Source organism: Parabacteroides sp. TM07-1AC (assembly GCF_003480915.1).
In the GTDB taxonomy this organism is placed as follows: Bacteria; Bacteroidota; Bacteroidia; order Bacteroidales; family Tannerellaceae; genus Parabacteroides; species Parabacteroides chongii.
The window spans coordinates 83,580-107,719 of the sequence record NZ_QUKD01000013.1 but is presented as its reverse complement, the minus strand read 5'-3'; the positions used below and the strand labels follow the sequence as shown (position 1 = coordinate 107,719).

Below are 24,140 nucleotides of genomic sequence, written 5' to 3'. Positions count from 1 at the left end.
TTATCCGATTACGACGAGATCGGCACCTTCCAGTACAGAATCTCCTTTGTGTACTTTAATTTCAATAATCTTACCATCGCGGTCTGCGTTGATGTTGTTTTCCATCTTCATGGCCTCAAGGATAAGAAGAGTTTGTCCTCTTTTTACAGTGTCGCCTACATTACATTTGATCTGCAGGATAACACCGGGCAGCGGAGTTTTAACAGCTCCCTGTGTGGTAGAGGCAGCCGGGCGTGTGATAACCGATTCTCCTGAAGGGGTTGTCGGAGCCTGAGCCGGACGTTTCAGAGTAACCATTTGTTTTTTTGCCGGTTTCTCCATCTTTACATTATAGGGTGTACCGTTTACTTCTACTTCAGCGATATCGTCAACCACTGAATTGATGTGTACTTTATATACGTTACCGTTGATGGTATATTTAAAACTTTTCATTCTTGTTTGTTTTTAGAGATAATCACTTTCTGGGAGTTTCACGTAAGCTATAGATCTTTGAACTCCATGGAGAATATGCACGACGGACTTTACGGATCGTAAGTACTGTATGTTCGATGTCATGGTTGTCATCGCTCATTTCATACAGAGCCGTGGCGATAGCTGCAAAGACTTCTCCTGAAACCTCGTCAGGTGCACTGGCACTGACTGGAGCTCCGGCTTTCTCTGCATTACGTTTGCTGGCGGCAATCGCAGCTTTACCGACCTGTTTGAAGATAAGGTAAAGAAGGAGCAGTCCCAGGAATACAACAGCCATGGCTGTAATCGTCATACCGATACCTAAAGAGTCATTGTTTTTGAAGTTTTCGATCTTTTCATTCGAGTCGAGTGTCAGGTTGTTTGTGCTGGGAGTTACTTTTGTAAGCTGTGCCCATTCTTCCTGACCGTCTATTACTCTACCATAGCTCACATCCGGTCTTTGTGCAGCCGGAACCGTGATTTCGTCGATCAGTGTTCTACCATCCGCATCGTATAAAGCGATATAGTTTTCTTTCGACGGGTCTAGTGTGAAATTAACATGGAAAGTTCCGCGATCCGGCTCTCCGTCAGCCCAAAATAATGTGTGCTGATGAGGAGGAATCTGAGTTAATACATCACCCTTCGGGATCGGATATTTTTTTGGGTTGTTTTTGTCGTCTGTCAAATAACAACCGGCAATGTTTACCGTTCCGGCAGAAGTATTGAATAATTCTATCCAGGCGTGACGTTTGCCGTAGTCGTCAACGAAGTTGTCTTCGTTGATAACCAACACTTCATTTATTCGCATGGAGGTTGCACGCTGTGCTTTTGCTCCGAATGAAACGAGCAAAACGAACAACAGCAATACTCCAATTCTTTTGTTAATCATATTCATTTCCTGTTTTAAGAATTATAGAGGCAGATTGTCATGTTTCTTAGCAGGATTGCTTAACTTCTTAGTCTGCAATTGTTGTAATGCGCGAATAATACGGAAACGAGTGTTACGCGGTTCGATCACATCGTCGATATAACCGTACTGAGCAGCATTGTATGGGTTTGCAAATGCTTTCTTGTATTCTGCTTCTTTTTCAGCAGTTGCTTTTGCCGGATCTTCCGATGCAGCAACTTCTTTTGCGAAGATAACTTCTACTGCACCGCTCGGGCCCATTACTGCGATTTCTGCAGTCGGCCATGCGTAGTTCATATCGCCACGCAGGTGTTTAGAACTCATCACGCAGTAAGCTCCACCATAAGATTTACGCAGGGTAACTGTGATTTTAGGTACAGTTGCTTCACCGTAAGCATAAAGCAATTTAGCTCCGTGAAGGATTACACCATTGTATTCCTGTCCTGTTCCCGGAAGGAATCCCGGAACGTCAACCAATGTTACCAGAGGAATGTTGAATGCGTCGCAGAAACGAACGAAACGACCAGCTTTACGTGATGCATTGCTGTCGAGACATCCGGCCATAACTTTTGGCTGGTTGGCTACGATACCAACTGTCTGTCCGTTGAAACGAGCGAAACCAACGATAATATTTTTGGCATAATCGGCGTGTACTTCAAGGAATTCGCCGTTGTCGATAATTGTTCCGATCACTTCATACATATCGTATGACTGGTTAGTGTTATCCGGAATAATATCATTTAATACATCATCCAAGCGATCGATAGGATCGTTACATTCGATCAGCGGTGTTTCTTCCAGGTTATTCTGCGGAAGGAAGCCGATCAATTTGCGGATCAGTTGCAGACCATCTTCTTCTGTATCGACAGCGAAATGAGCAACACCCGATTTGGTCGTGTGTACGCTTGCGCCACCCAGTTGTTCCTGGGTTACGTCTTCTCCGGTAACAGTTTTTACAACTTTCGGACCAGTCAGGAACATGTAGCTTGTTCCGCGTGTCATGATGTTGAAGTCTGTCAGTGCAGGAGAATAAACGGCACCGCCGGCACATGGGCCAAAGATACCGGAAATCTGTGGAACAACACCTGATGCCAGAATGTTACGCTGGAAAATTTCGGCATAACCGGCCAAAGCGTTGACACCTTCCTGGATACGTGCTCCACCTGAATCGTTCAGACCGATGACAGGGGCACCCATCTTCATGGCCTGATCCATTACTTTACAGATCTTCATAGCTAATGACTCTGACAAAGCACCGCCGAATACTGTGAAATCTTGTGCATAGACGTAAACAAGGCGGCCGTCGATCGTACCATAACCTGTTACAACGCCATCACCCAGGAATTTTGTTTTTTCGATACCGAAGTTGGTACAACGGTGTTGAACGAACATATCGAACTCCTCGAAACTACCTTCGTCAAGTAACATGGCGATACGTTCGCGTGCTGTGTACTTGCCTTTTTTGTGCTGAGACTCGATTCTTTTTTCTCCACCACCGAGACGGGCTTGTTCGCGAAGAGCGATAAGCTCTTTTACTTTTTCAAGTTGGTTACTCATTGTATTTCTGATTTGTTGTTAGAAATGAAGTGTTTTTGTTATTTGTTACCAGGCATGCAAAGTTCTGTCAGAACGCTGCAGGTTGATTTCGGGTGAAGGAAAGCGATGTTCAAACCTTCTGCACCACCACGGGGAGCTTTGTCGATCAGCTTAACGCCTTTTTCTTCAGCTTCATTTAAAGCAGCCTGTACATCGGGTACAGCAAATGCGATATGATGAATGCCTTCGCCTTTCTTTTCGATGAATTTAGCGATAGTGCTGTCTTCGCTGGTCGGTTCCAGTAATTCAATTTTGGTCTGGCCTACTTTAAAGAAAGCAGTTTTCACTTTCTGGTCAGCTACTTCTTCGATGTTGTAGCATTTCATGCCTAAAATTTCTTCGTAATACGGCAGACAAGCTTCGATGCTTTTTACTGCAATGCCCAGATGTTCAATATGTGTAATTTCCATGTCAATAATAATTTATTAATTGATAAATGCTTTTTGTTCTGATGGCAAAGGTACATTCTTTTTGAAGAATCAAGAAATATTTCATTAATAATAATTTGCCAATATATCAATATGTCAATGTGCCAATGAAAGCTTTAACTTCTCATTGACACCCCCTGTCTTTTTATTGGCATATTGGCAAATTATCTCATTGACATATTATTTAGAAATCCACTATCAGCCGAGCGTTGAGTTGTCGACCAGTCAGATAGTTAGGTACTGCGTACTGCTGGTTGTCGATGTTGGTGATCCAGTAGTAGGAGCTGACATTTTTTATATCAAATAAGTTAAAGACATCGAGTCCGATCCAGATGTTTTTCAGGTGGCGGAAAAAGCCGCGGTCCATGATCGCATCGGTGCCTCCGGCCAACTGGTAAGAGAAGCCTAAGTCGACACGTTTATAGGCGGGGGGACGGAATGTTCCTTTGACATCTTCGTATTTTGTACGCGGTGCTATAAAAGGAAGTCCGCCGGAGATGACGCCTTTCAGATTCAGTTTTACACGTTTGTATCCCGGGAAATAATCCTGGAAGAACAAGGAAACGTTATATCCCTGGCTGTTTGGCATGGGTACGGTTACTTTGTCGCGAATGGTTTGCTGGGCTTTCATCAACGAGAAACTGATCCAGGAGTCGGTTCCGGGAACAAACTCGCCGAAGAATTTGACATCGATACCCATAGCATGCCCTTTGGCACAGTTTTCACCGTAATAACGGATCTTTACATTGTCGACGGTATAGGGGATCAAGTCATCCAGTTTCTTGTAATACAGGTCGGTGCTGACTTTGAAGTTACGGTTGCCAGCCTTAAAGGTATAATCGCCCCCCAGAATGAAATGGATGGAACGTTGCGATTTGATATCTTTATTCAGCGCGATGACATCATTGCCTGCCGCATCCTGTACCGTGGTACGCAATTCTTTATAGAACGGTGATTGATAATATATACCCGTTGCTGCACGGAATGTCAGCCGCTGGTCGAAATTAGGAATGAATCCTAGAGAGACACGCGGACTGAAGATAAACTCTTTGTTATAGCTCCAATAGCTTCCGCGAACGCCTCCGATAAGCGTGAACATACCCTGTTTGGTACGGAATTTGAAAACATCCTGAATGTATCCCGATACGCGTGTGCTGGATAAATCGTTATCCGAATATAGGTTGGAGATTACATTGACACCGTTTCCTGTCTGGGGCAGTGAGTAACCTGCCGAGTCACGTTTTTCCCACTCGCTGATGCGGTCGTTTATCTTTTCCATCTGTACGGTCGCTCCCCATTGAAGTGTATGGTTTTTGATTTTGCTGCTACCGAAATGACCTACGTTCATGATCGTAGAGCTTAGTCGGTTGCGGGCATGTTCGTGATAACGGGCTACCTCAAGAGCTTCTTGTCCGCTATTGTTTTCTGTTGTTGCGTCACCCAGCCAGTATTCACCGGTGATGTCGTACGTTTCTATTTCTTTGCTGGAGAATGCCGAAGCCTGAATACCCAGCTCGGTTTTCTCGTTCGGATTATGTTTCAGGGTCAGCGCTCCGAATAAAGTCTGGAACTTATCCCGTTCGCGGCTGTTAGGGAAATATACTTCAAAGCGCTGGGCGTTTTCAACCGTACCGAAGTTGGTTTCACGTTTATTTGGTGTGAATTTGAACGTGTTGGATGCCAGGTTTCCCAGGAAGTTCACTTCCCATTTCGGAGCCAGCTGATAGGTCATGTACGACTGCAGGTCGACGAAGTCCGGTTGGTATTCTGCGTCCGTATCCATTGTTTTCAGCAGGGAGCGTCCGGTCTTGTAACGAATACCTGTTACCTGGGTAAACTTGCCGATCGAACTGCCGATATAGGCATTGGCTCCCAGCAGACTGGCGGATGCCGAACCTTCGAACAATTTCGGTTTTTTATAAGTGATATCGAGAACGGAACTCATCTTATCGCCATACCGTGCTTCGAATCCTCCGGCAGCGAAGTTGACGGCTTCTGTCAGGTCCGGATTGATAAAGCTCAAACCTTCCTGCTGCCCGGAACGGATCAGCAACGGGCGGAACACTTCCAGGCCGTTTACGTAGACTATATTTTCATCGTAGCTACCGCCGCGAACCGAATATTGGGAGCTCAGCTCGTTACTGGAAGAGACCCCGGCAAAGGTGACTACCAGGCTTTCTATACTACCTCCGGCAGGGTCGGGGAGCAGCTTGACACGGTCTGCATTGAGCGATTCTAGCATCGATGTTTGCTTGCGGATAGCGGTAGCGACGACTTCGCCCAGGTCGATACTGGTGTAGTTCATCTGCACATTCAGCCTCATGTCCTGTTGCAGGCTGGGCAGAATGCGTTCCGCTTTGTTGTAACCCAGGCAGGAGAATATGACCGAAACGGAATCACCCGGAGAAGTTGTGATCGAATAATATCCCTTTTCGTTTGTCATTGCTCCGTTCAGGGTATTTTTAATCTGGACAAGTACCAGTTCGAGCGGACTACCGTCGGCATCCCGTACATATCCCGTTATTTTGACATGCTTTTGTCCAAAAGCGCTGATTGAAACCAATATAAATAGCAGTGCAGCTATCGCACGAATCTTCATAATATATAATGTTATAGCTTTACTAACGCGAAAAATGAATGAAGCGTATATTCAGCGTGTAAAAAATCTTTATCTTTGTCCTGTTCGGAAATATCTTCCCTGTAGGATGAAGATGATTAATTAACAGTACAAAAGTAAGATAAAAATGGAGAGTTTTGCATCACTGATCAAGAATAGAAGAAGCACGCGTAAGTTTACCGACCAGTTGCTTTCACCTGAACAAGTCGAAATGATTTTAAAAGCAGCCTTGATGGCTCCCGCTTCCAAGCGTAAGAATCCATGGCAGTTTATCGTGGTGGAGGATAAGGAAATGCTAAAGAAGCTGGCGGGATGCAAGGCGGCAGGTTCTTCATTCCTTGAAGGGTGTGCACTGGCCGTTGTGGTACTGGCGAATGTGATGGAAAGCGATGTTTGGGTAGAGGATGCCTCTATTGCTTCCATTTATATGCAGCTTCAGGCAGAAGATCTGGGATTGGGAAGTTGCTGGTGCCAAATACGTAACCGTCAGACGGAGGACGATACGGATGCCAATACGTATGTGCGTAATCTGCTTGATATCCCTTATCAGCTGGAGGTTCTTTCAATAATCGGTTTCGGTTATAAGGACCAGGAGCGTAAGCCGTTTGACGAAGCTCATCTGCAGTGGGAAAAGATTCACCTGGACAGTTTTAAAATGCCGGAAGAAAATAAGGAAGCATGAAAATAGTTTTTGTTGGAGCCGGAAATTTGGCGACACGTTTGTCACTTGCCATGCAGCGGGTCGGTATGCAGATAGGACAGGTGTACAGCCATACGGAAGAGAGCGCCCGTCAGTTGGCTGCACAACTGGGTTGTCCGTGGACCAACGATCTGTCAGCATTGCAGGCTGATGCGGACCTGTATGTTTTTTCATTGAAAGATACGGCTTTGCAGGAGGTGATTTCCAAGGTTAAATCGAATAACGGAATGTGGATTCATACTGCCGGAAGTATGCCTATGAGTGTTTTTGAAGGATATGCCGGACGGTTCGGGGTGCTTTATCCTTTGCAGACGTTCAGTAAGGGGCGGAATGTGAATTTTGAGGTGATCCCGTTTTTCATCGAAGCCAATACGGAAAAAGATGCGGATTATCTGAAGAATATAGCGAGTGCCCTTTCAGAGAATGTCCGTTTCATGTCTTCTGAAAAGCGTAGGAGTCTGCATCTGGCAGCTGTGTTCGCTTGTAATTTTACCAATCATATTTATACGTTATCTTATAAATTGCTGGAAAACGAATCCATCCCGGCAGAAGTCCTGTTGCCGCTTATCGACGAGACGGCAGCAAAGATACATTCCATGTCGCCGGTAGCTGCTCAAACCGGTCCGGCGATCCGGTATGATGAAAATGTAATTAACAAACATGTGGCTATGCTGGACGATCCGGATATGAAAGCGATCTATCAGCTTCTTAGCCAAAGCATACATAAGGAGGCCCAAAATGAGTAGTATCAATTATGACCTGACGAAGATAAAAGCATTTGTGTTTGATGTAGACGGTGTGTTGTCGTGTGATGTGATTCCGCTCCATCCGGACGGTGATCCGATGCGTACCGTCAATATTAAAGACGGTTATGCCCTGCAGCTGGCTGTAAAGAAAGGCTATCAGGTGGGAATCATCACCGGTGGGTATACAGAGGCTGTTCAGATCCGTTTTTCCCGCCTGGGTATTGAACATATCTATATGCGTAGTGCCGTGAAGATACATGACTTCCATGATTTTCTGCAAAAGACCGGGTTAAAGCCTGAAGAGGTCATGTATGCCGGAGACGATATTCCGGATTATGATGTAATGAAGCTGGTTGGATTGCCTGTCGCTCCTGCAGATGCAGCGCCGGAAATCAAACAGATAGCCAAATATATCTCCTTACGTAACGGGGGTGAAGGTGTTGCCCGCGATGTGATAGAACAAACAATGAAAGCACAAGGCCATTGGATGAGCTCGGAAGCCTTCGGATGGTAAATAACAATGAAGCATATGTTGACTAACCTACTAAAATACCGTATTGTGCTGGGATCGAACTCACCCCGCCGAAAAGAATTATTGTCCGGGCTGGATCTCGACTTTGAGGTCGAAGTCATTCCCGGTATCGATGAGTCGTATCCCGAAACATTGACGGCTGAAGAGATCCCTTTGCATATTGCCCGTAAGAAAGCGGAAGCATATATGGGGAAAATGACTGATAACGAACTGCTGATCACGGCTGATACGATCGTTGCCACTTACGATCGTATTTTGGGTAAACCAGCCAATCGTGAAGAGGCGATCGAAATGTTACGTTATTTGTCTGACCATGTGCATGAAGTTGTGACAGGCGTTTGTTTGACTACCAGGGAAAAGAGTGTTTCTTTTTCTGTTGCTTCGGCTGTCTGCTTTGCGAAGCTGGAAGATGATGATATTATCTATTATGTAGATAAATATCGTCCGTTCGACAAGGCTGGCAGTTATGGTATACAGGAATGGATCGGATACGTCGGAGTGGAAGCCATCAACGGTTCGTTTTATAACGTAATGGGCTTACCCGTACAACGTTTGTACCAGGAATTAAAAAAGTTCTAAGTTGTCATAACTCTTCTATTCCGATAACACTTCCTGTATAATTATAGAATACACGGTCGTTGAATTGCTGATGGAAGAGAGCATATTTATCGACACCCGTACAATGGCAAGTACCCATTCGTTCGGGCGGATTCGCAGCCAAATAGTGAGCGATCACATTGAATTTTTCAGTTTCCGCATTATGAATATGAAAACCTCCCAGAATCAGATCGGGAGATAAAGCCGGAAATCTGTTTTGTATGGTTCGGATCATATTGGTGATTCCCCGATGGGAACAGGCACTGATGACGGAAAAAGAATTATTTGTTATCAGGGCGATCGCCAGTTCATCTTCAAAGGTATCGGGGATTTTACTTTCGGCTTTTCGTGTATAGAAACGGTCGAAGTGCGTGTCTTCCGGATCGACGATTTCTATATGTGGAAAAATAAAAAGACCGGGAACCAGCTCTGTTGTATTATTTATGTATAAGAAGCGGGAACGTTCAGACAGTTCTGTTTCCCTGATTCCGTTTTCCCTGTTTTCTTTAAATTTCGGATATAATATTTCTTTCTTACAGGCTATTTTTGCTGTTTCATTCAGTGTCATGAAATGTTGCAAACCTCCGGTATGGTCGCTGTGCCCGTGCGAAAGGATGAGGTAGTCTACTTGTTTCAAATCAATATTCAGTACATTTGCATTATGGATGAACAAATCCGATGCTCCTGTATCGAAAAGTATTTTGTGTTCAGGAGTTTCTATATATAACGACAAGCCATGTTCTGCACGGAGTTGGCGTCCGTACACGCAATTTTCTACTAGAGTGGTTATTTTGTATTTCATACGAGTGTATTTTGGATGTGTTGAATAGAATTTAGTGATAAAGATAAATAAATATTTCGGGAAGAATAAAAAAATACCAGTAATCCTTGCATAATATATTCGGAAACAGTAATTTTGCGGTCTGAAATTCTGCAGAGGGTAAACAAGTGATACTTAATATGTATCCACCCCCGGGACATAACCTGTTTAAATATAAAAAGACAGATGTACGTAATCGTAGAAATTAACGGACAGCAGTTCAAAGCTGAAGAAGGAAAGAAATTATTCGTTCATCACATTCAGAACGCAGAAAGCGGAGCTGTTGTTGAGTTTGACAAAGTATTGTTGGTTGACAACAATGGTGAAGTTAAAGTAGGTGTTCCTACCGTAGAAGGCGCAAAGGTAGTATGTGAAGTACTGTCTCCGCTGGTAAAAGGTGATAAAGTGCTGATCTTCCACAAGAAGAGAAGAAAAGGTTATCGTAAACTGAACGGTCACCGTCAGCAGTTCACTGAAGTGAGTATTAAAGAAATTGTTGCTTAACGTTTAAAGGAGAAAAGAAGAAATGGCACATAAGAAAGGTGTGGGTAGTTCTAAGAACGGCCGTGAATCACAAAGTAAAAGATTAGGTGTTAAGCTTTTTGGTGGTGAAGTTGCTAAAGCTGGTAACATTTTAGTTCGCCAGAGAGGTACAGTTCATCATCCGGGTGAAAACGTTGGTATCGGTAAAGATCATACGTTGTACGCTTTGAAAGATGGTGTTGTTACTTTCCGTAGAAGTAAAGAAAACAGATCTTTCGTTTCTATCCAGGAAATCGTAGCAGAAGCATAATTCGCTTTACTCGAAAGAATAAGAAAAGCGGAATGTCCGAAAGGATGTTCCGCTTTTTGTGTTTCCCCGGGAGGAGGCTAATGTTTGTTTGGGGAGCTGAATAAAACGGTGAAAGCACTTCCTGCACCTTCCTGGCTTTGCACATGCAGCTTTCCGTTATGAAGTTTGACGATTTCCCGCGAAATACTCAGTCCGATGCCGTTACCGTTCTTTTTAGAACTGAAGAATGGGATAAATATCTTGTCACGTATCGTATCGGATATACCGCATCCATTGTCTGCAACGGTGATGTAAGGATGTCCTTCGTTATCACATCCGGAAAAAAGATGGATTTCCGGATTCTCCTTTTCTTTTACGGCATAAGTCGCATTGGTGACAAAATTAATTATCACCTGTTCGATCAGATCCCTGTCCATATAGGCTGTCACGTCGGGATTATCTGTTTTAAGGGTGAATCCGATTCCTTTCTGCTGCAAAGACGGGTTCATCAGGGAATGAATAGCGTTTAACAGCTCGTAGAGGTTGTAGAATTTCATGTCAGGCACTATCTTCTGGCTTAGACTACGATATGTCTCGGCAAAACGTAGTAATCCGTCACTCCGCCGGTGAATGGTGTCCAACGCAAATTCCATATCTTCCACATCCGGTTCCGACAGTGGGGAAGAAGTTTCTTTCAGTGCATGTATCTTCCTTCTGAGCGTATCCGAAAGAGAGGAGACGGGTACGATAGAATTCATTATCTCATGGGTCATCACATTAAGCAATCCTTTCCATGCGCCCGATTCGACCTCTTCCATTGTGGCGCTTACGTTGTGGAAAGCTATCAGCTTATAGGTTTTTCCTCCTGTTTGAAAGACGGAAGCATTGGTCATTGTTTTGATGGTTTGTTTCCGGGCATGGATAGTCAGCAGGGTACTTTCGTTTACCGGAATATCGAGCAATTCATTGAACAAGCCTTCGTTCTGTTTTTTTAGCCAGTTGATATTTTTGATATGAGGAATGTTGAGCATCGTTGTAAAAGCGTCGTTCATCCATAATGTTTCATAGGTTTCTATATCGTAGGCGAGAATGCCGGTGTCGACCAGTTCCAACATTTCTTTCAGATAATGTTGCTGGGCTTCTTTTTCACGTGCCAGGTTCAGGAATGCATCCGTGATGGTTTGGAAGCGCGGATATTTTTTGGAAAAGTCTTTGTAAAGAATCGACTCGGCAAACTCGTCGATTTCCCGGTTTGTTTTTCTCCGTACATATAGTATATATATAAGGAGCAGGACGATTAGGGTGGATAACAGGATGGTCATAGTCCGTATTTTTCTAACCGGCGGTATAAAGCTCCCCGGGTCAGTCCCAGTTCTTTGGCCGCCTGTGATATGTTTCCGTTATGTTTTTGGATCACCTGCTCGATAGCGGCTCTTTCCAGATCTTCCAGGTTGTGGGTAGGTATCGGCTGATTGTTCCCTTCCGGCTGTTCCATAGGAGAGAAGGTGATATCCTCGGCTTTCAGAACATTGCTGTCTGACATGATAACACCTCTTTCAATGGTATATTGCAGTTCGCGTACGTTTCCCGGGTAATGATACAGCATCAGTTTCTTTTTGGCTGAGTCGGATAAACGGAACTTTTGCTTGAAATACTTTTTCTCATACATCTCCAGGAAATGTTCTGCCAACAAGATAATATCTTCACCCCGCTCACGGAGAGGGGGCACCGTTATTTCCACCGTATTGATCCGGTAGATCAGGTCTTTACGAAAACGTGTCTCATTAGCCAGTTCCCGTAATGGTAGATTGGTGGCGGATAACAGACGGATATCCACCGGTGTCGGTGCATTGGCTCCCAGACGTGTTACCTCCCGGTTCTGTAATACGGTCAGCAGTTTGGCCTGTTGTTGTAAAGTGATATTACCTATTTCATCCAGAAAGAGTGTGCCCTTGTCAGCAGCCTCGATCAACCCGGTTCGATCTTCGCGTGCATCTGTAAAGGCTCCTTTTTTATGTCCGAAAAGCTCATTTTCGAAAAGAGTTTCTGTCAGGGAACCTACATCCACTTTTATATACGGGTAGTTACGGCGCAGGGATAACTGATAGATATAACGGGCTACCAGATCCTTACCCGTCCCGTTTTCTCCCAGTATTAGTATATTGGCATCGGTAGGTGCGATCTTTTGTAATTTATGAAACAATTGTTGCATACTTTCCGAAGCTCCTACAATCTTTACATCTGTTTTCCTTTCATTTATTTTTTCTTTGACATCGGAAGATGTCTGCTTGTGAAGCGTTTCCCTCAGGATATTTATCAGGTTTTCATTATGCCAGGGTTTGACGATAAAGTCGGCGGCCCCTTCTTTCAGGCTTTTGATAGCCAGATCGATATCTGCATAGGCGGTGATCATGATGACAGATTGGGCAGGCTTCCATTTCTTTATTTCCTTCAGCCAGAAAATACCTTCATTGCCCGTGTTGATGGAACTTCTGAAATTCATATCTAACATGACAATGTCGATGTCGTTGGTCATGATCAGCTTATGGATATTTTCAGGATTCGTTTCGGTCAATATCGTTTTTACTTCCATCTTCAGCAAGAAACGTACTGCGGTCAGAACGTCTTTATCATCATCAACAATCAGTATATTTGCCTGGTGTAAGTTCATAATAACTCTTTTTAGTAGATTGCAAATATATCAAGAATGAGGTGAATCCCAAAGTTGTTTCTGTTTTTTGTCCACAGACATACAGAAGGTGTCCGGTAATGGACACTTTGGAAATTTGTGTGTTAGACTAATGCTTTAATAGATAGGGTGTTAATGTTTTGGTACGCTGCTTGTTTTCGAATATAGGTAATATGCTGAATAACTTATAATACTATGATTAGAATAAATGATTTGAGAAAAGTATACCGGACGGATGAAGTAGAGACAATTGCGCTGGACAGTATGTCGCTCCATGTAAAGGAACATGAATTTGTTGCTATCATGGGGCCTTCGGGATGTGGTAAATCCACTTTATTGAATATCCTGGGATTGCTCGACGATCCGACTTCGGGTTCTTATCTTCTTAATGGTGTCGAAGTGACCGGCCTGAATGAAAATAAACGATGCGATTTGCAACGGGAGAATATAGGGTTTGTTTTCCAGAGTTTCAACCTGATCGAAGAACTTACCGTATTTGAGAATATTGAATTACCCCTGGAGAATTGCGGAATGAAGGCTTCTTTGCGGAAAATGAAAGTGGAGAAGGCTTTAAAAAGCGTTCTGCTTAATCACCGCCGTAACTATTTCCCGTCACAACTTTCCGGTGGACAACAGCAACGGGTGGCAATTGCCCGCGCCATAGTCAATGACCCGAAACTGATCCTGGCGGATGAACCGACCGGCAATCTGGACAGCCGGAATGGTTTGGAAGTCATGGATCTATTGACATCTCTCAATGATGCGGGTACTACCGTCGTTATGGTGACGCACAGCGAACATGATGCCCGTTATAGTCATCGTGTCGTTCACATGCTGGATGGAAAACCGGTTACGGAAAACTTCTTGAAAGAATTGGCTTACACTACAAACTAAAAAAGTAATACGAATGAATATAAGAAGATCTATCCGGATTATTTTCCGGAGTAAAACATATAGTTTTTTGAATATCATCGGGCTGGCAATCGGAATTACTTCGGCAGCGCTTATCTTTCTTTGGGTCGAGAGTAAGGTGAATTTTAATAAGGCTATTCCCAACTACCGGAATATGTATATCGGAGCTTATACCTATTATCCAACTACGGGAGATTGCGTCACTGTTTTTGAAACAAATAATTCGCTGGCGAAAACACTGGATGACGAGTTTCCGGAAGTGGAAAACAGTACGAGATACAATGACAAGACACTTATTTTTGTACCGGAAAATACAACGGATTCTTTTCAGGAAAAAGGAGCTTATGCCGATTCTACTCTCTTTAATATGATCGGTATGAAGTTTATTTATGGTGATGCGTCCTATGTTTTTGAACCGCAATATTCGATCATTCTCAGTCGTTCGATGGCGCGGAAGATTTATGGAAAAGAAAACCCGATAGGGAAAGGCTTGATTAATGAAGGTACTATCTATCAGGTGACGGGCGTATTTGAAGATATGCCCGGTAATACTTCCTTCCAGTTTGAATGGGTAATACCTTTTCGTGTTCAGGCACAGGCGATGAAAAAAATATTGAATATAGACGAATGGGGTGTTTCCTGGTTAAAAACTTATGTAGAATTGAAACCGGGTGTGGATATAGACCTGTTGAATAAGAAAATGAATGTATTGGCTTCTCAAAAGGCCGGTCCTACTTATAAATCTATCCAAATGTTTTTCTATCCTCTCGATAAAATATTATTGTATGGTCAGTTTAAAAATGGGGTGGAAACCGGAGGCGGTTATATCAAGACTGTTTCTCTTTTCTTTCTGATCGGTGTACTGATCCTTTTGATTGCCTGCATTAATTTCATGAACCTTTCGACGGCGCGTTCTCAAAAGCGTGCATTGGAGGTTGGGGTACGGAAAACGTTCGGAACTAAACGTAAATACCTGATCCGGCAATTTCTGGCAGAGTCAGGTTTGATAACAGCAATAGCTCTTATCATTTCGGTTGGGTTGATCTGGCTGACCCTTCCTTTATTCAATGGACTTATAGAGACTCAACTATCCTTTAGTCTTCTCAATCCGACGATTGTGATAGGGCTGGTGGCGATCGGTTTGTTCTGTACCTTCCTGGCCGGTAGCTATCCTGCCTTGTATTTATCTTCTTTCAATCCGCTGACTACACTGAAAATGCAGAAAGTGAGTAAAGGAGGAAGTGCGGCTTGGATACGTCAGGGGTTGGTTATTTTTCAGTTTACGATGGCATTTATTCTGATCTGTACCACTTTTGTGATCTTTCTGCAGATACGATTGGCACAAAATCGTGATATCGGGATGGAAAAAGAGAATATGATTAGCTTTCCTGGCACAAAAGAATTATGTAATTCTTATTCCGCTGTGCAGAATGAATTGAAGAATACCGGTTTGGTACAGAGTTGCGGATTTGCAGACAGTCCGCTTCTACAGGTAAGTTACACTACGAATCCCTGGGTTTGGAATGGGAAAGATCCGGATGAAGAAGTTTCAGTCTGTTTCACTTTTGTATCGGATGGATTGATCGATGCTGCCGGAATAAAACTGGTCGATGGGGTTGATATCGATCCCTCTAAGAAAGATAGTAAAGGTGGTACAGGAGTTTTGATCAATGAAGCTTTGGCTAAATTAATGGGACCGGAAGGGCGTGTAGGAGGGAAGATCGGCCAGTCGGAAGGTAACAAAAATGAGATTGTGGGTATCATGAAAGATTTTGTATTTGGAAATCTTTATGCATTGGAACCGGAGCCTGCTTTGTTTTTCTATAATCCTAAAAGAGCTAATTATTTATTTGTCCGCCTGAAACTGGATGTCGATGCAGTAGAAGCAATAATACGGATACAGACTGTATTACGTTCCTTTACACCGTATCATGCGTTTGAGCCGACCTTTATGACTGAACGCTTCGATCGTATGTTTAGTGATGAACGCCTGATAGAGAAATTGTCGGCATTGTTTGCAGCTTTGGCTATTTTTATATCTTGCCTGGGGCTGTTGGGATTGAGTGCTTTCTCTGCCGAGCAGCGAACCAAAGAGATCGGCGTACGTAAGGTATTAGGTGCTACTATAATCGATATTCTGTTCTTGTTAGGTAAAGCCTATACGGTACTTTTACTTATATCTTTTGCGGTAGGTATTCCGATCTCTTTATATGCAGCCAATCATTACCTGAAGGATTATGACTATCGGATTATGCTCGGTTGGGATATTTTTGCCGGAGTAGCCTTGTTTATCACGCTGATTGCCCTTCTGACGGTAAGTTTCCAGTCGCTGAAAGCTGCTATTGCCAATCCGGTAAAGTCAATAAAGACGGAGTGAGTGTGTATTCACTCTGTTTGCCTATGTTTTTTGGACGAAATTTCCGCTTTTTTGCCTATGTTTTTAGTTGTTATTGCTTTTAAAAACAGGTTGGGGAAAAGCGGGGCAAACGATCAAATTAGGTAATTTCGGAGATTCAAATTACAATTGGTAAGAAATAGTTGATCCTTTTAGGGGTATAACCATAATAAAAGGATAATATTGCATAGTTTTTAGGGTTATAACCCTAAAAACTATCAGTAAATATGCTATATTTGTGGTTATATCCCTAAAACTATTTATATGATAAGTCGTGATTCGTATATAAAACAGATAGAACCATTTATAGACAAACCTTTTGTAAAGGTTATGACCGGTATTCGGCGAAGTGGTAAATCAGTCATTTTACGTTTGTTGAGAGATGAACTGATACGACGTGGAGTGGCTGATGATCATATTATTTATATGAATTTTGAAAGCTTTGAATGGATTGATATACATGATTCGAAAGCATTGTACACTTATATCCGTTCCTGTATAGAAGATAAGGATACTTATTATATCTTATTGGATGAGGTACAGGAGGTTGAAGAGTGGGAGAAAGCTGTAAATTCTTTTTTGGTTGACTTTAATTCTGATGTCTATGTAACGGGGTCTAATTCAAAAATGCTATCTTCTGAACTTGCGACTTATCTGACGGGACGTTATGTGAGTTTTCATATCATGACACTTTCTTTTAAGGAATATCTCCGGTTTCATGATCTTTCTTTAGATATGCAGGGATTGAATATTAAAGAAGAATTTGTTAAATATCTTCGTTCCGGAGGCTTTCCTGCTATCCATACGGCTGATTATACGTATGAAACTATCTATAAAATAGTATATGATATTTATTCCTCTGTGATTTTACGGGATACGGTTCAACGAAATAATATCCGGAATATAGAATTACTGGAACGGATTGTCAAATTTGCATTTGATAATATAGGCAATAAGCTGAACGCCAAGAATATAGCCGACTATTTCAAAAGTCAACATCGGAAGGTGGATTTGAATACGGTTTATAATTATTTGAATGCGTTAGATAGTGCATTTATCATTCAGCGCGTACCGCGTTATGATGTAAAGGGGAAAGAGGTTTTACAGACCAATGAAAAGTATTTTGTCAGTGATTTGTCGCTTATTTATGCGGTAATGGGCTATAAAGACCGGATGATTGCCGGCATGTTGGAAAATCTGGTTTATCTTGAATTAAAACGTAGAGGGTATGACGTATACGTAGGTAAGCAAGATGATAAAGAAGTTGACTTTGTGGCGATTCTTCGGGATGAGAAAATATATGTACAGGTTACTTATCAATTATCTTCACCAGCTACTGTAGAACGCGAATTTGCTCCGTTGCTTGCTATTAATGATCATTATCCCAAATATGTAGTAAGTATGGATGATTTCTTTCAGGATAATATAGAAGGGGTGAAACATTGCTATATAGCTGATTTTTTACTGTGTGAAAGTCTCTGATAGCTCGAAATAACGTATATTTGTCTGACCTCAGAAGGTGAACTAAAACAAGCATGAATATGGAGAATGTAAAACGGATACCGTACGGTGTCTCCAACTTTGTGGAAGTGGTGGAGCAAAACCAGTATTATGTGGATAAGACGATGTATCTGCCTCTGTTGGAGGCGCAGCCGAATAGCTTGTTTTTTATTCGTCCTCGTCGTTTTGGAAAAAGTATTTTCCTGAGTATGCTTCGTGCCTATTACGATATATCGCAGAAAGATAAGTTTGAGAAACGTTTCGGAAATCTATGGGTCGGCAGTCATCCGACCCTGTTGCAGGGAAGGTATCAGGTGCTTTTCTTTGATTTTTCGAAAGCCGTTGCCGGGGGAGGAACATTGGAAGAGAATTTTAACCGGTATTGTTGCAATGCGTTGGATGGCTTTATGCGTACGTATGCCGAATTTTATTCCAGAGAGTTACGGGACGAGTTTTTTAGAAGTGATTCGTCTGCCGATAAATTGGCGAAGATAGATATAGAAGCTAAGCGGCATGAGTATCCTCTTTATCTGATCATTGATGAGTATGATAATTTTACGAATATCGTTTTAAATGAACAAGGGGAGCGGATCTATCATGATTTGACACATGCCAGCGATTTTTACCGGGATCATTTTAAGCTCTACAAGGGCATGTTCGAACGTATCTTCATGACGGGTGTCAGTCCTGTGACGCTGGACGATTTGACAAGCGGGTTCAATATAGGCTGGAACATCAGTACGGATTTTCAGTTTAACATGATGTTGGGATTTAGTGAAGTGGATGTGCGTACTATGCTTCACTATTATAAGGATGCGGGTTTGTTGCCGGTCAGTGTAGATATTGAGAATATGATTGCAGATATGAAGCCCTGGTATGACAATTACTGTTTTGCCGAAGAATGCCTGGATCGTGACCCGAAGATGTTTAACTGTGATATGGTGTTTTACTATCTGCGTAGTTTTATAAATTTGGGTCGGTCTCCGGAACAGATGATCGACCCGAACACCCGCACGGACTACAATAAAATGAAGAAGCTGATCCAGTTGGATCGTTTGGATGGTGACCGTAAGGGTGTTTTGCGGAAAATTACCGATGAAGGTCAGATTATCACTTCGTTGGTGACTTCTTTTACCGCCTCCGAAATCACCAATCCGGAGATATTCCCCAGTCTGTTGTTTTATTACGGTATGCTGACGATAACGGGAACCCGTGGCGATCGTATCATATTGGGGATCCCCAACAACAATGTGCGTAAACAGTATTACGAGTTTATGCTGGAAGAATATCAAAACAACCGTTATATCAACCTGAACCATTTGCAGGATTTGTATTACGATATGGCCTACGAGGGCCGTTGGCGTGAAACGTTTGAGTTCATCGCCCATGCTTATAAGGAAAACTCGTCTGTCCGCAGTGCAATCGAGGGCGAGCGCAACCTGCAAGGCTTCTTTACAGCCTACCTGAGCATAAACGGTTATTATCTGACTGCTCCGGAGATGGAGCTGAATCACGGTTTCTGTGATCTGTTCCTTATGCCTGACCTGCAGCATTATGAAACGGCCCATAGTTATATCATCGAATTGAAATACCTGTCCGCCAAAGATAGCGAAGCAAAGGCCGAGCAGCAATGGCAGGAGGCAGTGATACAGATTTGCGATTATGCCCAGGCTCCGCGTGTCCGCCAGTTGAAACAAGGTACGAAGCTTCACTTGATCGTGATGCAGTTCCGGGGACATGAACTGGTTCGGATAGAAGATATTTGATAAAAATAAGTAATATGAACGAAGATAAATATAATTTTTGCGACAACGCACCCGGTGATTTCAGTTTTTGTATGAAGCCCGACTGTGCTTCAGCCGGCGGATGCCTCAGAGGACTGGCCGCTCGCGACACGACGGAGAAGAAGGTCTCTTTGTCTATTATAAATCCGCTGTTAGTCGATCCTACCGGTGAGTCTGCATGTCGTTTCTTCCGTAAGGCGGAGAAGGTTCGTGTTGCTTATGGATTCAAACAGGCTTTGGCAAAAGTGGAATCCGGAAAAGTCAGTACGGTGCGCGACTCCATGTGCAGTTTGGTGTGTCAGCGCAATTATTACCATCTGTTGCGTGGCGATAAACCTCTCTATCCGCGTATGCAGAAGAAGGTCATTGCCATCTTGACCCGATGCGGACTGGAAGAGCCTATTGAGTTCGATCGCTACGAGTGGCATTACGAATGGAATAAGCAGTAATAGTAGTTGTTTTGTATTCAGGGTACAAAATTTTGTATTCGATAGTGCACAGGACTGCATTCGTCAATGCAAGCCTTTGCATTCAGAAGTGCAAAACTTTGCATTGCCGAATGCAAAAGTTTGCACTGCGGGGTGCAAAGCATTTGTGTTTTGGGACAATGTTTTTAATGATGGTTATTGATAACGGCTCAGTAGCTGTTGAAGAATAGAGTAAACCTCCTTTCTGAGTGAAGCTGGCTGTAATACTTCCATATTTTCTCTATGCCATAATAGTTGTTGGATGAAATCGAATGACGGACGTATATAGTATTGAAAAATGGCATAACCATCACCTGTTTCCACTTCCTGCTGAGAATGATGGAGTGGAAGTGATCGCACATAATCCACCTGTTCCTTGTAGACTTTCAAAATTATCTTTTCCGGCTGCTTGTTATCCCGTATAATTCCAAAACAATTCTTGTAGAAATGCTCAGGTGTAATATCAGGGGATGGAAGAAGCGTCTGCTCTCCTATAAATAAGATTTTCCATCTGCTCCAAGGCAAGAACCCGTATTTGGCTATGATCCGGATACTCGCAGATCAAGTACCAGCGGTGTTCAAACAAGCGGACGAAGCACGGAATGACTTCAATGTTATATGTTTTCTCCTTTGCGTAATAGGAAGTATAGTTGAAACAGACAGTCCGCCCTTTGTCGATGGCGTCCAACAGGATATGCAACCTATTAGACCGCTGACGCGATCTCAGTCTGTAGATCTGTCCCCATCCGTTTTATCCGTGTCATCCGCGTTCCTGGTTCTTTTGGAGCCTACAAAAATAGATCGCATTAGCGGTCTCGGGCACTATAAATCCAAACTTGATAGGACAAGGTGGTGCATTGACAAAGTCAGGGAAATTCATACGGCGCAGGACGTTTTTGGATTAGGAAGAAGACATGTGTTATTTGGTGCGGTTACCCTGAAAAAATGTAAACCAACCGAGGTGAAAACAGGGAATTTTTTTGTGCAGCTCCCGTTTATTCTCTAATTTTGGGCGTTTGTTAAGAAGAATCTACGAATAAATCCGGTCATCATATCATGAAATGCGAAAAATGCGGCGGCGAATGGGTTCCGCCTAAAACAATATCGGTCTCATTGACCAACTGCCCCTTTTGTAACGCACCTCTTTTGAATGCGGAGGTGGCAAACAGTTATACGGAGATGGGCGATTTCCTCTGTTATTTGGTGTCGCTCTACGGAGCCGACCTGTATGGCAACCGCCAAAAGCTGAACGACCTCATCTCCGACCTCTACCGGGGCGACGACCGCATGAAACGCGCCTACCGCCGAGCCATCCTCGACGAGTCTTTGCCCCAACGCATCCACGCCCTCTCCCTAAAACCCAAAAACGAACGGGAAGCCTTCCGCAACCAAATCATTGTGCAATTCTCCGAAGCCAATTTCTACTCGTTGGAGTTCGGGAAACAGATTGTCGATAGTTTCGTGAAAGGGCTGGGGGTAGAAATCGAAATGCCTATTTCAACGGAAGCAACAGAAGAGGATGGGAAATGGGTGGATGAATATGGGGTGACGTATAGTGCGGATAGGAGGAAGTTGATAGAAGGTGATTGGAATTTAGAAACTTATAGTGTTAATGAGGGAACGGTAGTTATTTGTGATGAGGCGTTTCGGAGTTGTGAAAACTTGACCCATATAACCCTCCCCAATTCGGTGACACATATTGGAGACAGTGCGTTTGAGAGTTGTAACAACTTAACTTGTATCACCCTCCCTTGTTCAGTGATACATATTGGAGACTGGGTGTTTTATTGTTGTGAAAACTTGGCAAGCATAATTCTCCCCAATTCGTTGACTCACATTGGAGACTGGGCGTTTGATGGTTGTAGGGACTTAACCACCATAAACATTCCCCAAGGCACAACCAACAAATTCAAATCATTATTGTACAAAGAATATCATCCCCTCTTAAAAGAAACTTCATCTGAAAAAGTTTTTTAATGTAATGTTATAGAATTTCCGTCTTGCATAAGAGGCACTGCCCATTGATCACTGAATAGCTTGGCAAATATTTCCGGTGCATCGGTATGTATGGGGATTATTGCTTTGGGAGAAAGCTGTGCAAAGAGATTCTGAAGACTTTCCATATCACAGTGACCGCTGGTATGCCGATAAAGATATTCCTTTCCTAGTGATGCCGCAAGATGTTCGTTATATGCAGGTGAGGATGGATTGTTTATATATCCATTCCACATGGAGAGATAGTGTTGCTTAGGTTCGCCAGGCATTTCCCCTATAAGATAATCCATTCGTGAGTTGCTTCGGGCTATCAATACATATCCTTTTTCTTTCAAGAAACCGATAAACTTATCATTGACAAGGTATTTGTCCATATTATCCTTGTCGTACATCAAGCCCTTTGGTTCGTATTTCCCATAGTTATAGAGCTTGGCTTCTGACCAAATGTGATTACTATTGACAACCATATCCATGATACGCTTTTGATATGGGTCCACTATAAAAGGAATTCCGACTCGCAAAGCCGCATGATACAACGAAAACAAGCGATCGATGTTAGTTGAAGACAAATATACGATGTTGAATTTATGTTGCCGGAAATCTTTTTCGAACTGTAGCTGTAATTCATGTTCCGTCTGTAAAGTTGCCTCAGAACGCTTTACATTTGTTCCTTCGCAAACCACATAATCAACCTTTCCTATGAATTTATCAATCACATCTAGCAATCTTTTGCTACGGAATCCATGTATGCGGAAATCACCGGTATGAAACACCTTTACTTTATTGGACTCTATCTTGAAAGCGTAGGCATCGAAAGCAGAATGGTCTATGCTGATTGGTATTATCTTGAACTGACCAAAATCAAAAGTCTTACCTGCCTCGAAAGGGATTGTCTTTTTAAGGCGTTCAAGTAAAAGCGAATGTTTCTCGTCAACGTGTTTCAGCTGATTGGAAGCTATTTTTTGAATTTCAAGCCCCAATTTGCCCATAAAGACGGGAACGTCATCTGGAATCTGATGAATGTTACCTATATGGTCGCCATGATAGTGGGTGATAAGCATGGCACTCTTTGAAAGGTCTCCTTTTGTCAGTCCCTCAATATCGAGAGGTTCGGATGCTGGCGTACCGGGCAACTGTTCACCGAAATCGACAAACAGTCGCCAGCCTTGATGCTCATACTCTGTTACAGAGCCACCGATTTGGTTTGTTCCGCGATGAATGGTTATTTTCATAGAACATAGTCGTATAATGACTCTTGTAATATATCATCAATATGAAAGTCTGTCGGACTTTGTACTTTCTTGAACAGGAACTTGATATCAAAAGGAGGATTGTTTTCAACGTTGATACCCGTTTCTTTCATAGCATTTTTCGTAGATACACGTGCCGAAGTTCCTCCAACCCAATGCTCACGTGCATCATTGAAAAGATACCGTCCCATTTTTGCTTTGGGGTTACTTTTGTCATCCCATAGCGTTATTACATAAAATTCTATCTTCGCGGAAAAATCAAAAGGTATTTCCAAAAGTTCTTTAGGAACATTTATACCAATCTGATGCAGATTATGAAGTTGGCATACAATTTCCGAACAGAGATTTTCTGAACATACCGGATTTTGGGAAAATATCTTGAAATCCTTTATGTGCTTCACAATACCAGCATCTCCGCCTATTGCAGACGAGTTATATTTTAGTTCTATTACTGCAACTCGGTGGGGTGTTGTCTTTGAAACGGCAATAATATCAAACCGACCGTTAAATTTTTGGTCTATATTTTCCTGAACTTTCGTTGATTGGCGATATTCTATATCAATACAAAACCATTCGGAATCAGGATTAGAGTTGTTCTTAGAGACAAGGGTGTGCTGGGCATTTTTTTCCGGAGTACCACGACTTAAACTGTTTGCCTTTATGTCTTTGATTTTCGTACATATCTCCTCGGCCTTATATGAATGTTCTTTCTTGGTATGTTTTCCTGACATGTAGAAATCATTAACTTTGCATACCAGCTCTCCCTTTCTGTTGTGTACCATTGCCACCTTGTCAGCAAGGTGATAAATACCGATGGCGTTATCGCGAATACAAGCCAATAAGTCCTTGTCTTTTTTAATAAGATCACACAAAGGTGATGCTCCGAATTGTTTTATCAGCGTTTCATCTATGCCACGTAGATTTGGTCTCTTGCTTTCTTTTACCATTTTCATACTCCTTGATTTCTAATTGTATAACGTAAG

At 42.8% G+C, this 24,140-nt stretch carries 24 protein-coding genes; 12 read left to right on the top strand and 12 right to left on the bottom strand.

The features are described from left to right. From DXD68_RS21475 to DXD68_RS21455, 5 genes are all read right to left on the bottom strand, one after another. On the bottom strand, positions 1–432 hold the full coding sequence (locus DXD68_RS21475; RefSeq protein WP_075558371.1) for a biotin/lipoyl-containing protein: 432 nt from the start codon (positions 430–432) through the stop codon (positions 1–3). 22 nt (positions 433–454) lie between these two features. Next, a complete protein-coding gene (locus DXD68_RS21470) occupies positions 455–1,339 on the bottom strand; it encodes an OadG family transporter subunit (RefSeq protein WP_075560077.1) in 885 nt (294 codons plus the stop codon). Between the two features lie 21 nt (positions 1,340–1,360). Further along, a complete protein-coding gene (locus DXD68_RS21465) occupies positions 1,361–2,914 on the bottom strand; it encodes an acyl-CoA carboxylase subunit beta (RefSeq protein ID WP_075558370.1) in 1,554 nt (517 codons plus the stop codon). A gap of 38 nt (positions 2,915–2,952) precedes the next feature. After that, on the bottom strand, positions 2,953–3,363 hold the full coding sequence (gene mce / locus DXD68_RS21460) for a methylmalonyl-CoA epimerase (RefSeq protein WP_075558369.1): 411 nt from the start codon (positions 3,361–3,363) through the stop codon (positions 2,953–2,955). 202 nt (positions 3,364–3,565) lie between these two features. Then, positions 3,566–5,980 (bottom strand): TonB-dependent receptor, encoded by a 2,415-nt coding sequence (locus DXD68_RS21455; protein ID WP_122363505.1) that lies wholly within the window; start codon positions 5,978–5,980, stop codon positions 3,566–3,568. Between the two features lie 145 nt (positions 5,981–6,125). Between DXD68_RS21455 and DXD68_RS21450 the strand changes: the two genes are divergently transcribed. From DXD68_RS21450 to DXD68_RS21435, 4 genes are read left to right on the top strand one after another with little or no spacing between them, the layout of a single operon-like run. Beyond that, complete coding sequence (locus tag DXD68_RS21450) at positions 6,126–6,680, top strand: nitroreductase family protein (protein WP_122363504.1); 555 nt, start codon at positions 6,126–6,128, stop codon at positions 6,678–6,680. Then, a complete protein-coding gene (locus tag DXD68_RS21445) occupies positions 6,677–7,444 on the top strand; it encodes a Rossmann-like and DUF2520 domain-containing protein (protein ID WP_122363503.1) in 768 nt (255 codons plus the stop codon). The genes DXD68_RS21450 and DXD68_RS21445 overlap by 4 nt, the downstream gene beginning before the upstream one ends. Further along, on the top strand, positions 7,437–7,958 hold the full coding sequence (locus DXD68_RS21440) for a KdsC family phosphatase (protein WP_122363502.1): 522 nt from the start codon (positions 7,437–7,439) through the stop codon (positions 7,956–7,958). Before DXD68_RS21445 ends, DXD68_RS21440 begins: the two co-directional genes overlap by 8 nt. A gap of 15 nt (positions 7,959–7,973) precedes the next feature. Then, complete coding sequence (locus DXD68_RS21435; RefSeq protein WP_122363579.1) at positions 7,974–8,555, top strand: Maf-like protein; 582 nt, start codon at positions 7,974–7,976, stop codon at positions 8,553–8,555. A gap of 4 nt (positions 8,556–8,559) precedes the next feature. Here DXD68_RS21435 and DXD68_RS21430 read toward each other — a convergent pair whose 3' ends face one another. Beyond that, on the bottom strand, positions 8,560–9,375 hold the full coding sequence (locus tag DXD68_RS21430; RefSeq protein WP_122363501.1) for an MBL fold metallo-hydrolase: 816 nt from the start codon (positions 9,373–9,375) through the stop codon (positions 8,560–8,562). 204 nt (positions 9,376–9,579) lie between these two features. On the opposite strand from DXD68_RS21430, the gene rplU reads away from it, so the two are divergent. Further along, positions 9,580–9,897 (top strand): 50S ribosomal protein L21, encoded by a 318-nt coding sequence (rplU, locus tag DXD68_RS21425; RefSeq protein ID WP_007657805.1) that lies wholly within the window; start codon positions 9,580–9,582, stop codon positions 9,895–9,897. A 22-nt stretch (positions 9,898–9,919) separates the two neighbouring features. Continuing rightward, positions 9,920–10,186 (top strand): 50S ribosomal protein L27, encoded by a 267-nt coding sequence (gene rpmA, locus DXD68_RS21420; RefSeq protein ID WP_075558364.1) that lies wholly within the window; start codon positions 9,920–9,922, stop codon positions 10,184–10,186. A gap of 77 nt (positions 10,187–10,263) precedes the next feature. Here rpmA and DXD68_RS21415 read toward each other — a convergent pair whose 3' ends face one another. Both DXD68_RS21415 and DXD68_RS21410 read right to left on the bottom strand, forming a co-directional pair. Further along, the gene (locus tag DXD68_RS21415; protein WP_122363500.1) at positions 10,264–11,487 is read right to left on the bottom strand and encodes a sensor histidine kinase; all 1,224 of its coding nucleotides are present in this window, start codon (positions 11,485–11,487) and stop codon (positions 10,264–10,266) included. Then, the gene (locus DXD68_RS21410) at positions 11,484–12,836 is read right to left on the bottom strand and encodes a sigma-54-dependent transcriptional regulator (protein WP_122363499.1); all 1,353 of its coding nucleotides are present in this window, start codon (positions 12,834–12,836) and stop codon (positions 11,484–11,486) included. Before DXD68_RS21410 ends, DXD68_RS21415 begins: the two co-directional genes overlap by 4 nt. 213 nt (positions 12,837–13,049) lie before the next feature. Here DXD68_RS21410 and DXD68_RS21405 point away from each other — a divergent pair, with 213 nt between their 5' ends. The 5 genes from DXD68_RS21405 to DXD68_RS21385 all read left to right on the top strand — a co-directional run bounded on the left by DXD68_RS21405 (position 13,050) and on the right by DXD68_RS21385 (position 19,894). Then, entirely contained in the window at positions 13,050–13,748 is a 699-nt protein-coding gene (locus tag DXD68_RS21405) for an ABC transporter ATP-binding protein (RefSeq protein WP_122363498.1), read from the top strand. Between the two features lie 13 nt (positions 13,749–13,761). Continuing rightward, positions 13,762–16,143 carry an FtsX-like permease family protein gene (locus DXD68_RS21400; RefSeq protein ID WP_122363497.1) on the top strand — a complete coding sequence of 794 codons (2,382 nt, stop codon included), beginning with the start codon at positions 13,762–13,764 and terminating at the stop codon, positions 16,141–16,143. 282 nt (positions 16,144–16,425) lie between these two features. Further along, positions 16,426–17,643 (top strand): ATP-binding protein, encoded by a 1,218-nt coding sequence (locus tag DXD68_RS21395; protein ID WP_122363496.1) that lies wholly within the window; start codon positions 16,426–16,428, stop codon positions 17,641–17,643. Between the two features lie 59 nt (positions 17,644–17,702). Continuing rightward, complete coding sequence (locus DXD68_RS21390) at positions 17,703–19,427, top strand: ATP-binding protein (RefSeq protein WP_122363578.1); 1,725 nt, start codon at positions 17,703–17,705, stop codon at positions 19,425–19,427. A 14-nt stretch (positions 19,428–19,441) separates the two neighbouring features. Continuing rightward, complete coding sequence (locus DXD68_RS21385; RefSeq protein WP_122363495.1) at positions 19,442–19,894, top strand: DUF6078 family protein; 453 nt, start codon at positions 19,442–19,444, stop codon at positions 19,892–19,894. A gap of 174 nt (positions 19,895–20,068) precedes the next feature. Here the strand turns inward: DXD68_RS21385 and DXD68_RS21380 are convergent, their stop codons facing one another. Together DXD68_RS21380 and DXD68_RS24870 are read right to left on the bottom strand one after the other, a co-directional pair. Next, positions 20,069–20,437, bottom strand: a complete 369-nt coding sequence (locus tag DXD68_RS21380) for a helix-turn-helix transcriptional regulator (RefSeq protein WP_158585919.1) — start codon at positions 20,435–20,437, stop codon at positions 20,069–20,071. Next, complete coding sequence (locus tag DXD68_RS24870; protein WP_353934109.1) at positions 20,376–20,600, bottom strand: WYL domain-containing protein; 225 nt, start codon at positions 20,598–20,600, stop codon at positions 20,376–20,378. The genes DXD68_RS21380 and DXD68_RS24870 overlap by 62 nt, the downstream gene beginning before the upstream one ends. 368 nt (positions 20,601–20,968) lie before the next feature. On the opposite strand from DXD68_RS24870, the gene DXD68_RS21365 reads away from it, so the two are divergent. Further along, the gene (locus DXD68_RS21365; RefSeq protein WP_122363491.1) at positions 20,969–21,889 is read left to right on the top strand and encodes a leucine-rich repeat domain-containing protein; all 921 of its coding nucleotides are present in this window, start codon (positions 20,969–20,971) and stop codon (positions 21,887–21,889) included. Here the strand turns inward: DXD68_RS21365 and DXD68_RS21360 are convergent. Beyond that, positions 21,886–23,139 carry an MBL fold metallo-hydrolase gene (locus DXD68_RS21360; protein ID WP_122363490.1) on the bottom strand — a complete coding sequence of 418 codons (1,254 nt, stop codon included), beginning with the start codon at positions 23,137–23,139 and terminating at the stop codon, positions 21,886–21,888. The two genes, DXD68_RS21365 and DXD68_RS21360, sit on opposite strands and share 4 nt — an antisense overlap. Continuing rightward, entirely contained in the window at positions 23,136–24,110 is a 975-nt protein-coding gene (locus tag DXD68_RS21355) for a hypothetical protein (RefSeq protein WP_122363489.1), read from the bottom strand. Before DXD68_RS21355 ends, DXD68_RS21360 begins: the two co-directional genes overlap by 4 nt. Positions 24,111–24,140: the final 30 nt, after the last annotated feature.

What these genes read in the sequence shown, in the direction of transcription:
- DXD68_RS21475 (WP_075558371.1), bottom strand. Translation starts at nt 432, where the DNA reads ATGAAAAGTTTTAAATATACCATCAACGGTAACGTATATAAAGTACAC.
- DXD68_RS21470 (WP_075560077.1), bottom strand. Translation starts at nt 1,339, where the DNA reads ATGATTAACAAAAGAATTGGAGTATTGCTGTTGTTCGTTTTGCTCGTT.
- DXD68_RS21465 (WP_075558370.1), bottom strand. Translation starts at nt 2,914, where the DNA reads ATGAGTAACCAACTTGAAAAAGTAAAAGAGCTTATCGCTCTTCGCGAA.
- mce (WP_075558369.1), bottom strand. Translation starts at nt 3,363, where the DNA reads ATGGAAATTACACATATTGAACATCTGGGCATTGCAGTAAAAAGCATC.
- DXD68_RS21455 (WP_122363505.1), bottom strand. Translation starts at nt 5,980, where the DNA reads ATGAAGATTCGTGCGATAGCTGCACTGCTATTTATATTGGTTTCAATC.
- DXD68_RS21450 (WP_122363504.1), top strand. Translation starts at nt 6,126, where the DNA reads ATGGAGAGTTTTGCATCACTGATCAAGAATAGAAGAAGCACGCGTAAG.
- DXD68_RS21445 (WP_122363503.1), top strand. Translation starts at nt 6,677, where the DNA reads ATGAAAATAGTTTTTGTTGGAGCCGGAAATTTGGCGACACGTTTGTCA.
- DXD68_RS21440 (WP_122363502.1), top strand. Translation starts at nt 7,437, where the DNA reads ATGAGTAGTATCAATTATGACCTGACGAAGATAAAAGCATTTGTGTTT.
- DXD68_RS21435 (WP_122363579.1), top strand. Translation starts at nt 7,974, where the DNA reads ATGTTGACTAACCTACTAAAATACCGTATTGTGCTGGGATCGAACTCA.
- DXD68_RS21430 (WP_122363501.1), bottom strand. Translation starts at nt 9,375, where the DNA reads ATGAAATACAAAATAACCACTCTAGTAGAAAATTGCGTGTACGGACGC.
- rplU (WP_007657805.1), top strand. Translation starts at nt 9,580, where the DNA reads ATGTACGTAATCGTAGAAATTAACGGACAGCAGTTCAAAGCTGAAGAA.
- rpmA (WP_075558364.1), top strand. Translation starts at nt 9,920, where the DNA reads ATGGCACATAAGAAAGGTGTGGGTAGTTCTAAGAACGGCCGTGAATCA.
- DXD68_RS21415 (WP_122363500.1), bottom strand. Translation starts at nt 11,487, where the DNA reads ATGACCATCCTGTTATCCACCCTAATCGTCCTGCTCCTTATATATATA.
- DXD68_RS21410 (WP_122363499.1), bottom strand. Translation starts at nt 12,836, where the DNA reads ATGAACTTACACCAGGCAAATATACTGATTGTTGATGATGATAAAGAC.
- DXD68_RS21405 (WP_122363498.1), top strand. Translation starts at nt 13,050, where the DNA reads ATGATTAGAATAAATGATTTGAGAAAAGTATACCGGACGGATGAAGTA.
- DXD68_RS21400 (WP_122363497.1), top strand. Translation starts at nt 13,762, where the DNA reads ATGAATATAAGAAGATCTATCCGGATTATTTTCCGGAGTAAAACATAT.
- DXD68_RS21395 (WP_122363496.1), top strand. Translation starts at nt 16,426, where the DNA reads ATGATAAGTCGTGATTCGTATATAAAACAGATAGAACCATTTATAGAC.
- DXD68_RS21390 (WP_122363578.1), top strand. Translation starts at nt 17,703, where the DNA reads ATGGAGAATGTAAAACGGATACCGTACGGTGTCTCCAACTTTGTGGAA.
- DXD68_RS21385 (WP_122363495.1), top strand. Translation starts at nt 19,442, where the DNA reads ATGAACGAAGATAAATATAATTTTTGCGACAACGCACCCGGTGATTTC.
- DXD68_RS21365 (WP_122363491.1), top strand. Translation starts at nt 20,969, where the DNA reads ATGAAATGCGAAAAATGCGGCGGCGAATGGGTTCCGCCTAAAACAATA.
- DXD68_RS21360 (WP_122363490.1), bottom strand. Translation starts at nt 23,139, where the DNA reads ATGAAAATAACCATTCATCGCGGAACAAACCAAATCGGTGGCTCTGTA.
- DXD68_RS21355 (WP_122363489.1), bottom strand. Translation starts at nt 24,110, where the DNA reads ATGAAAATGGTAAAAGAAAGCAAGAGACCAAATCTACGTGGCATAGAT.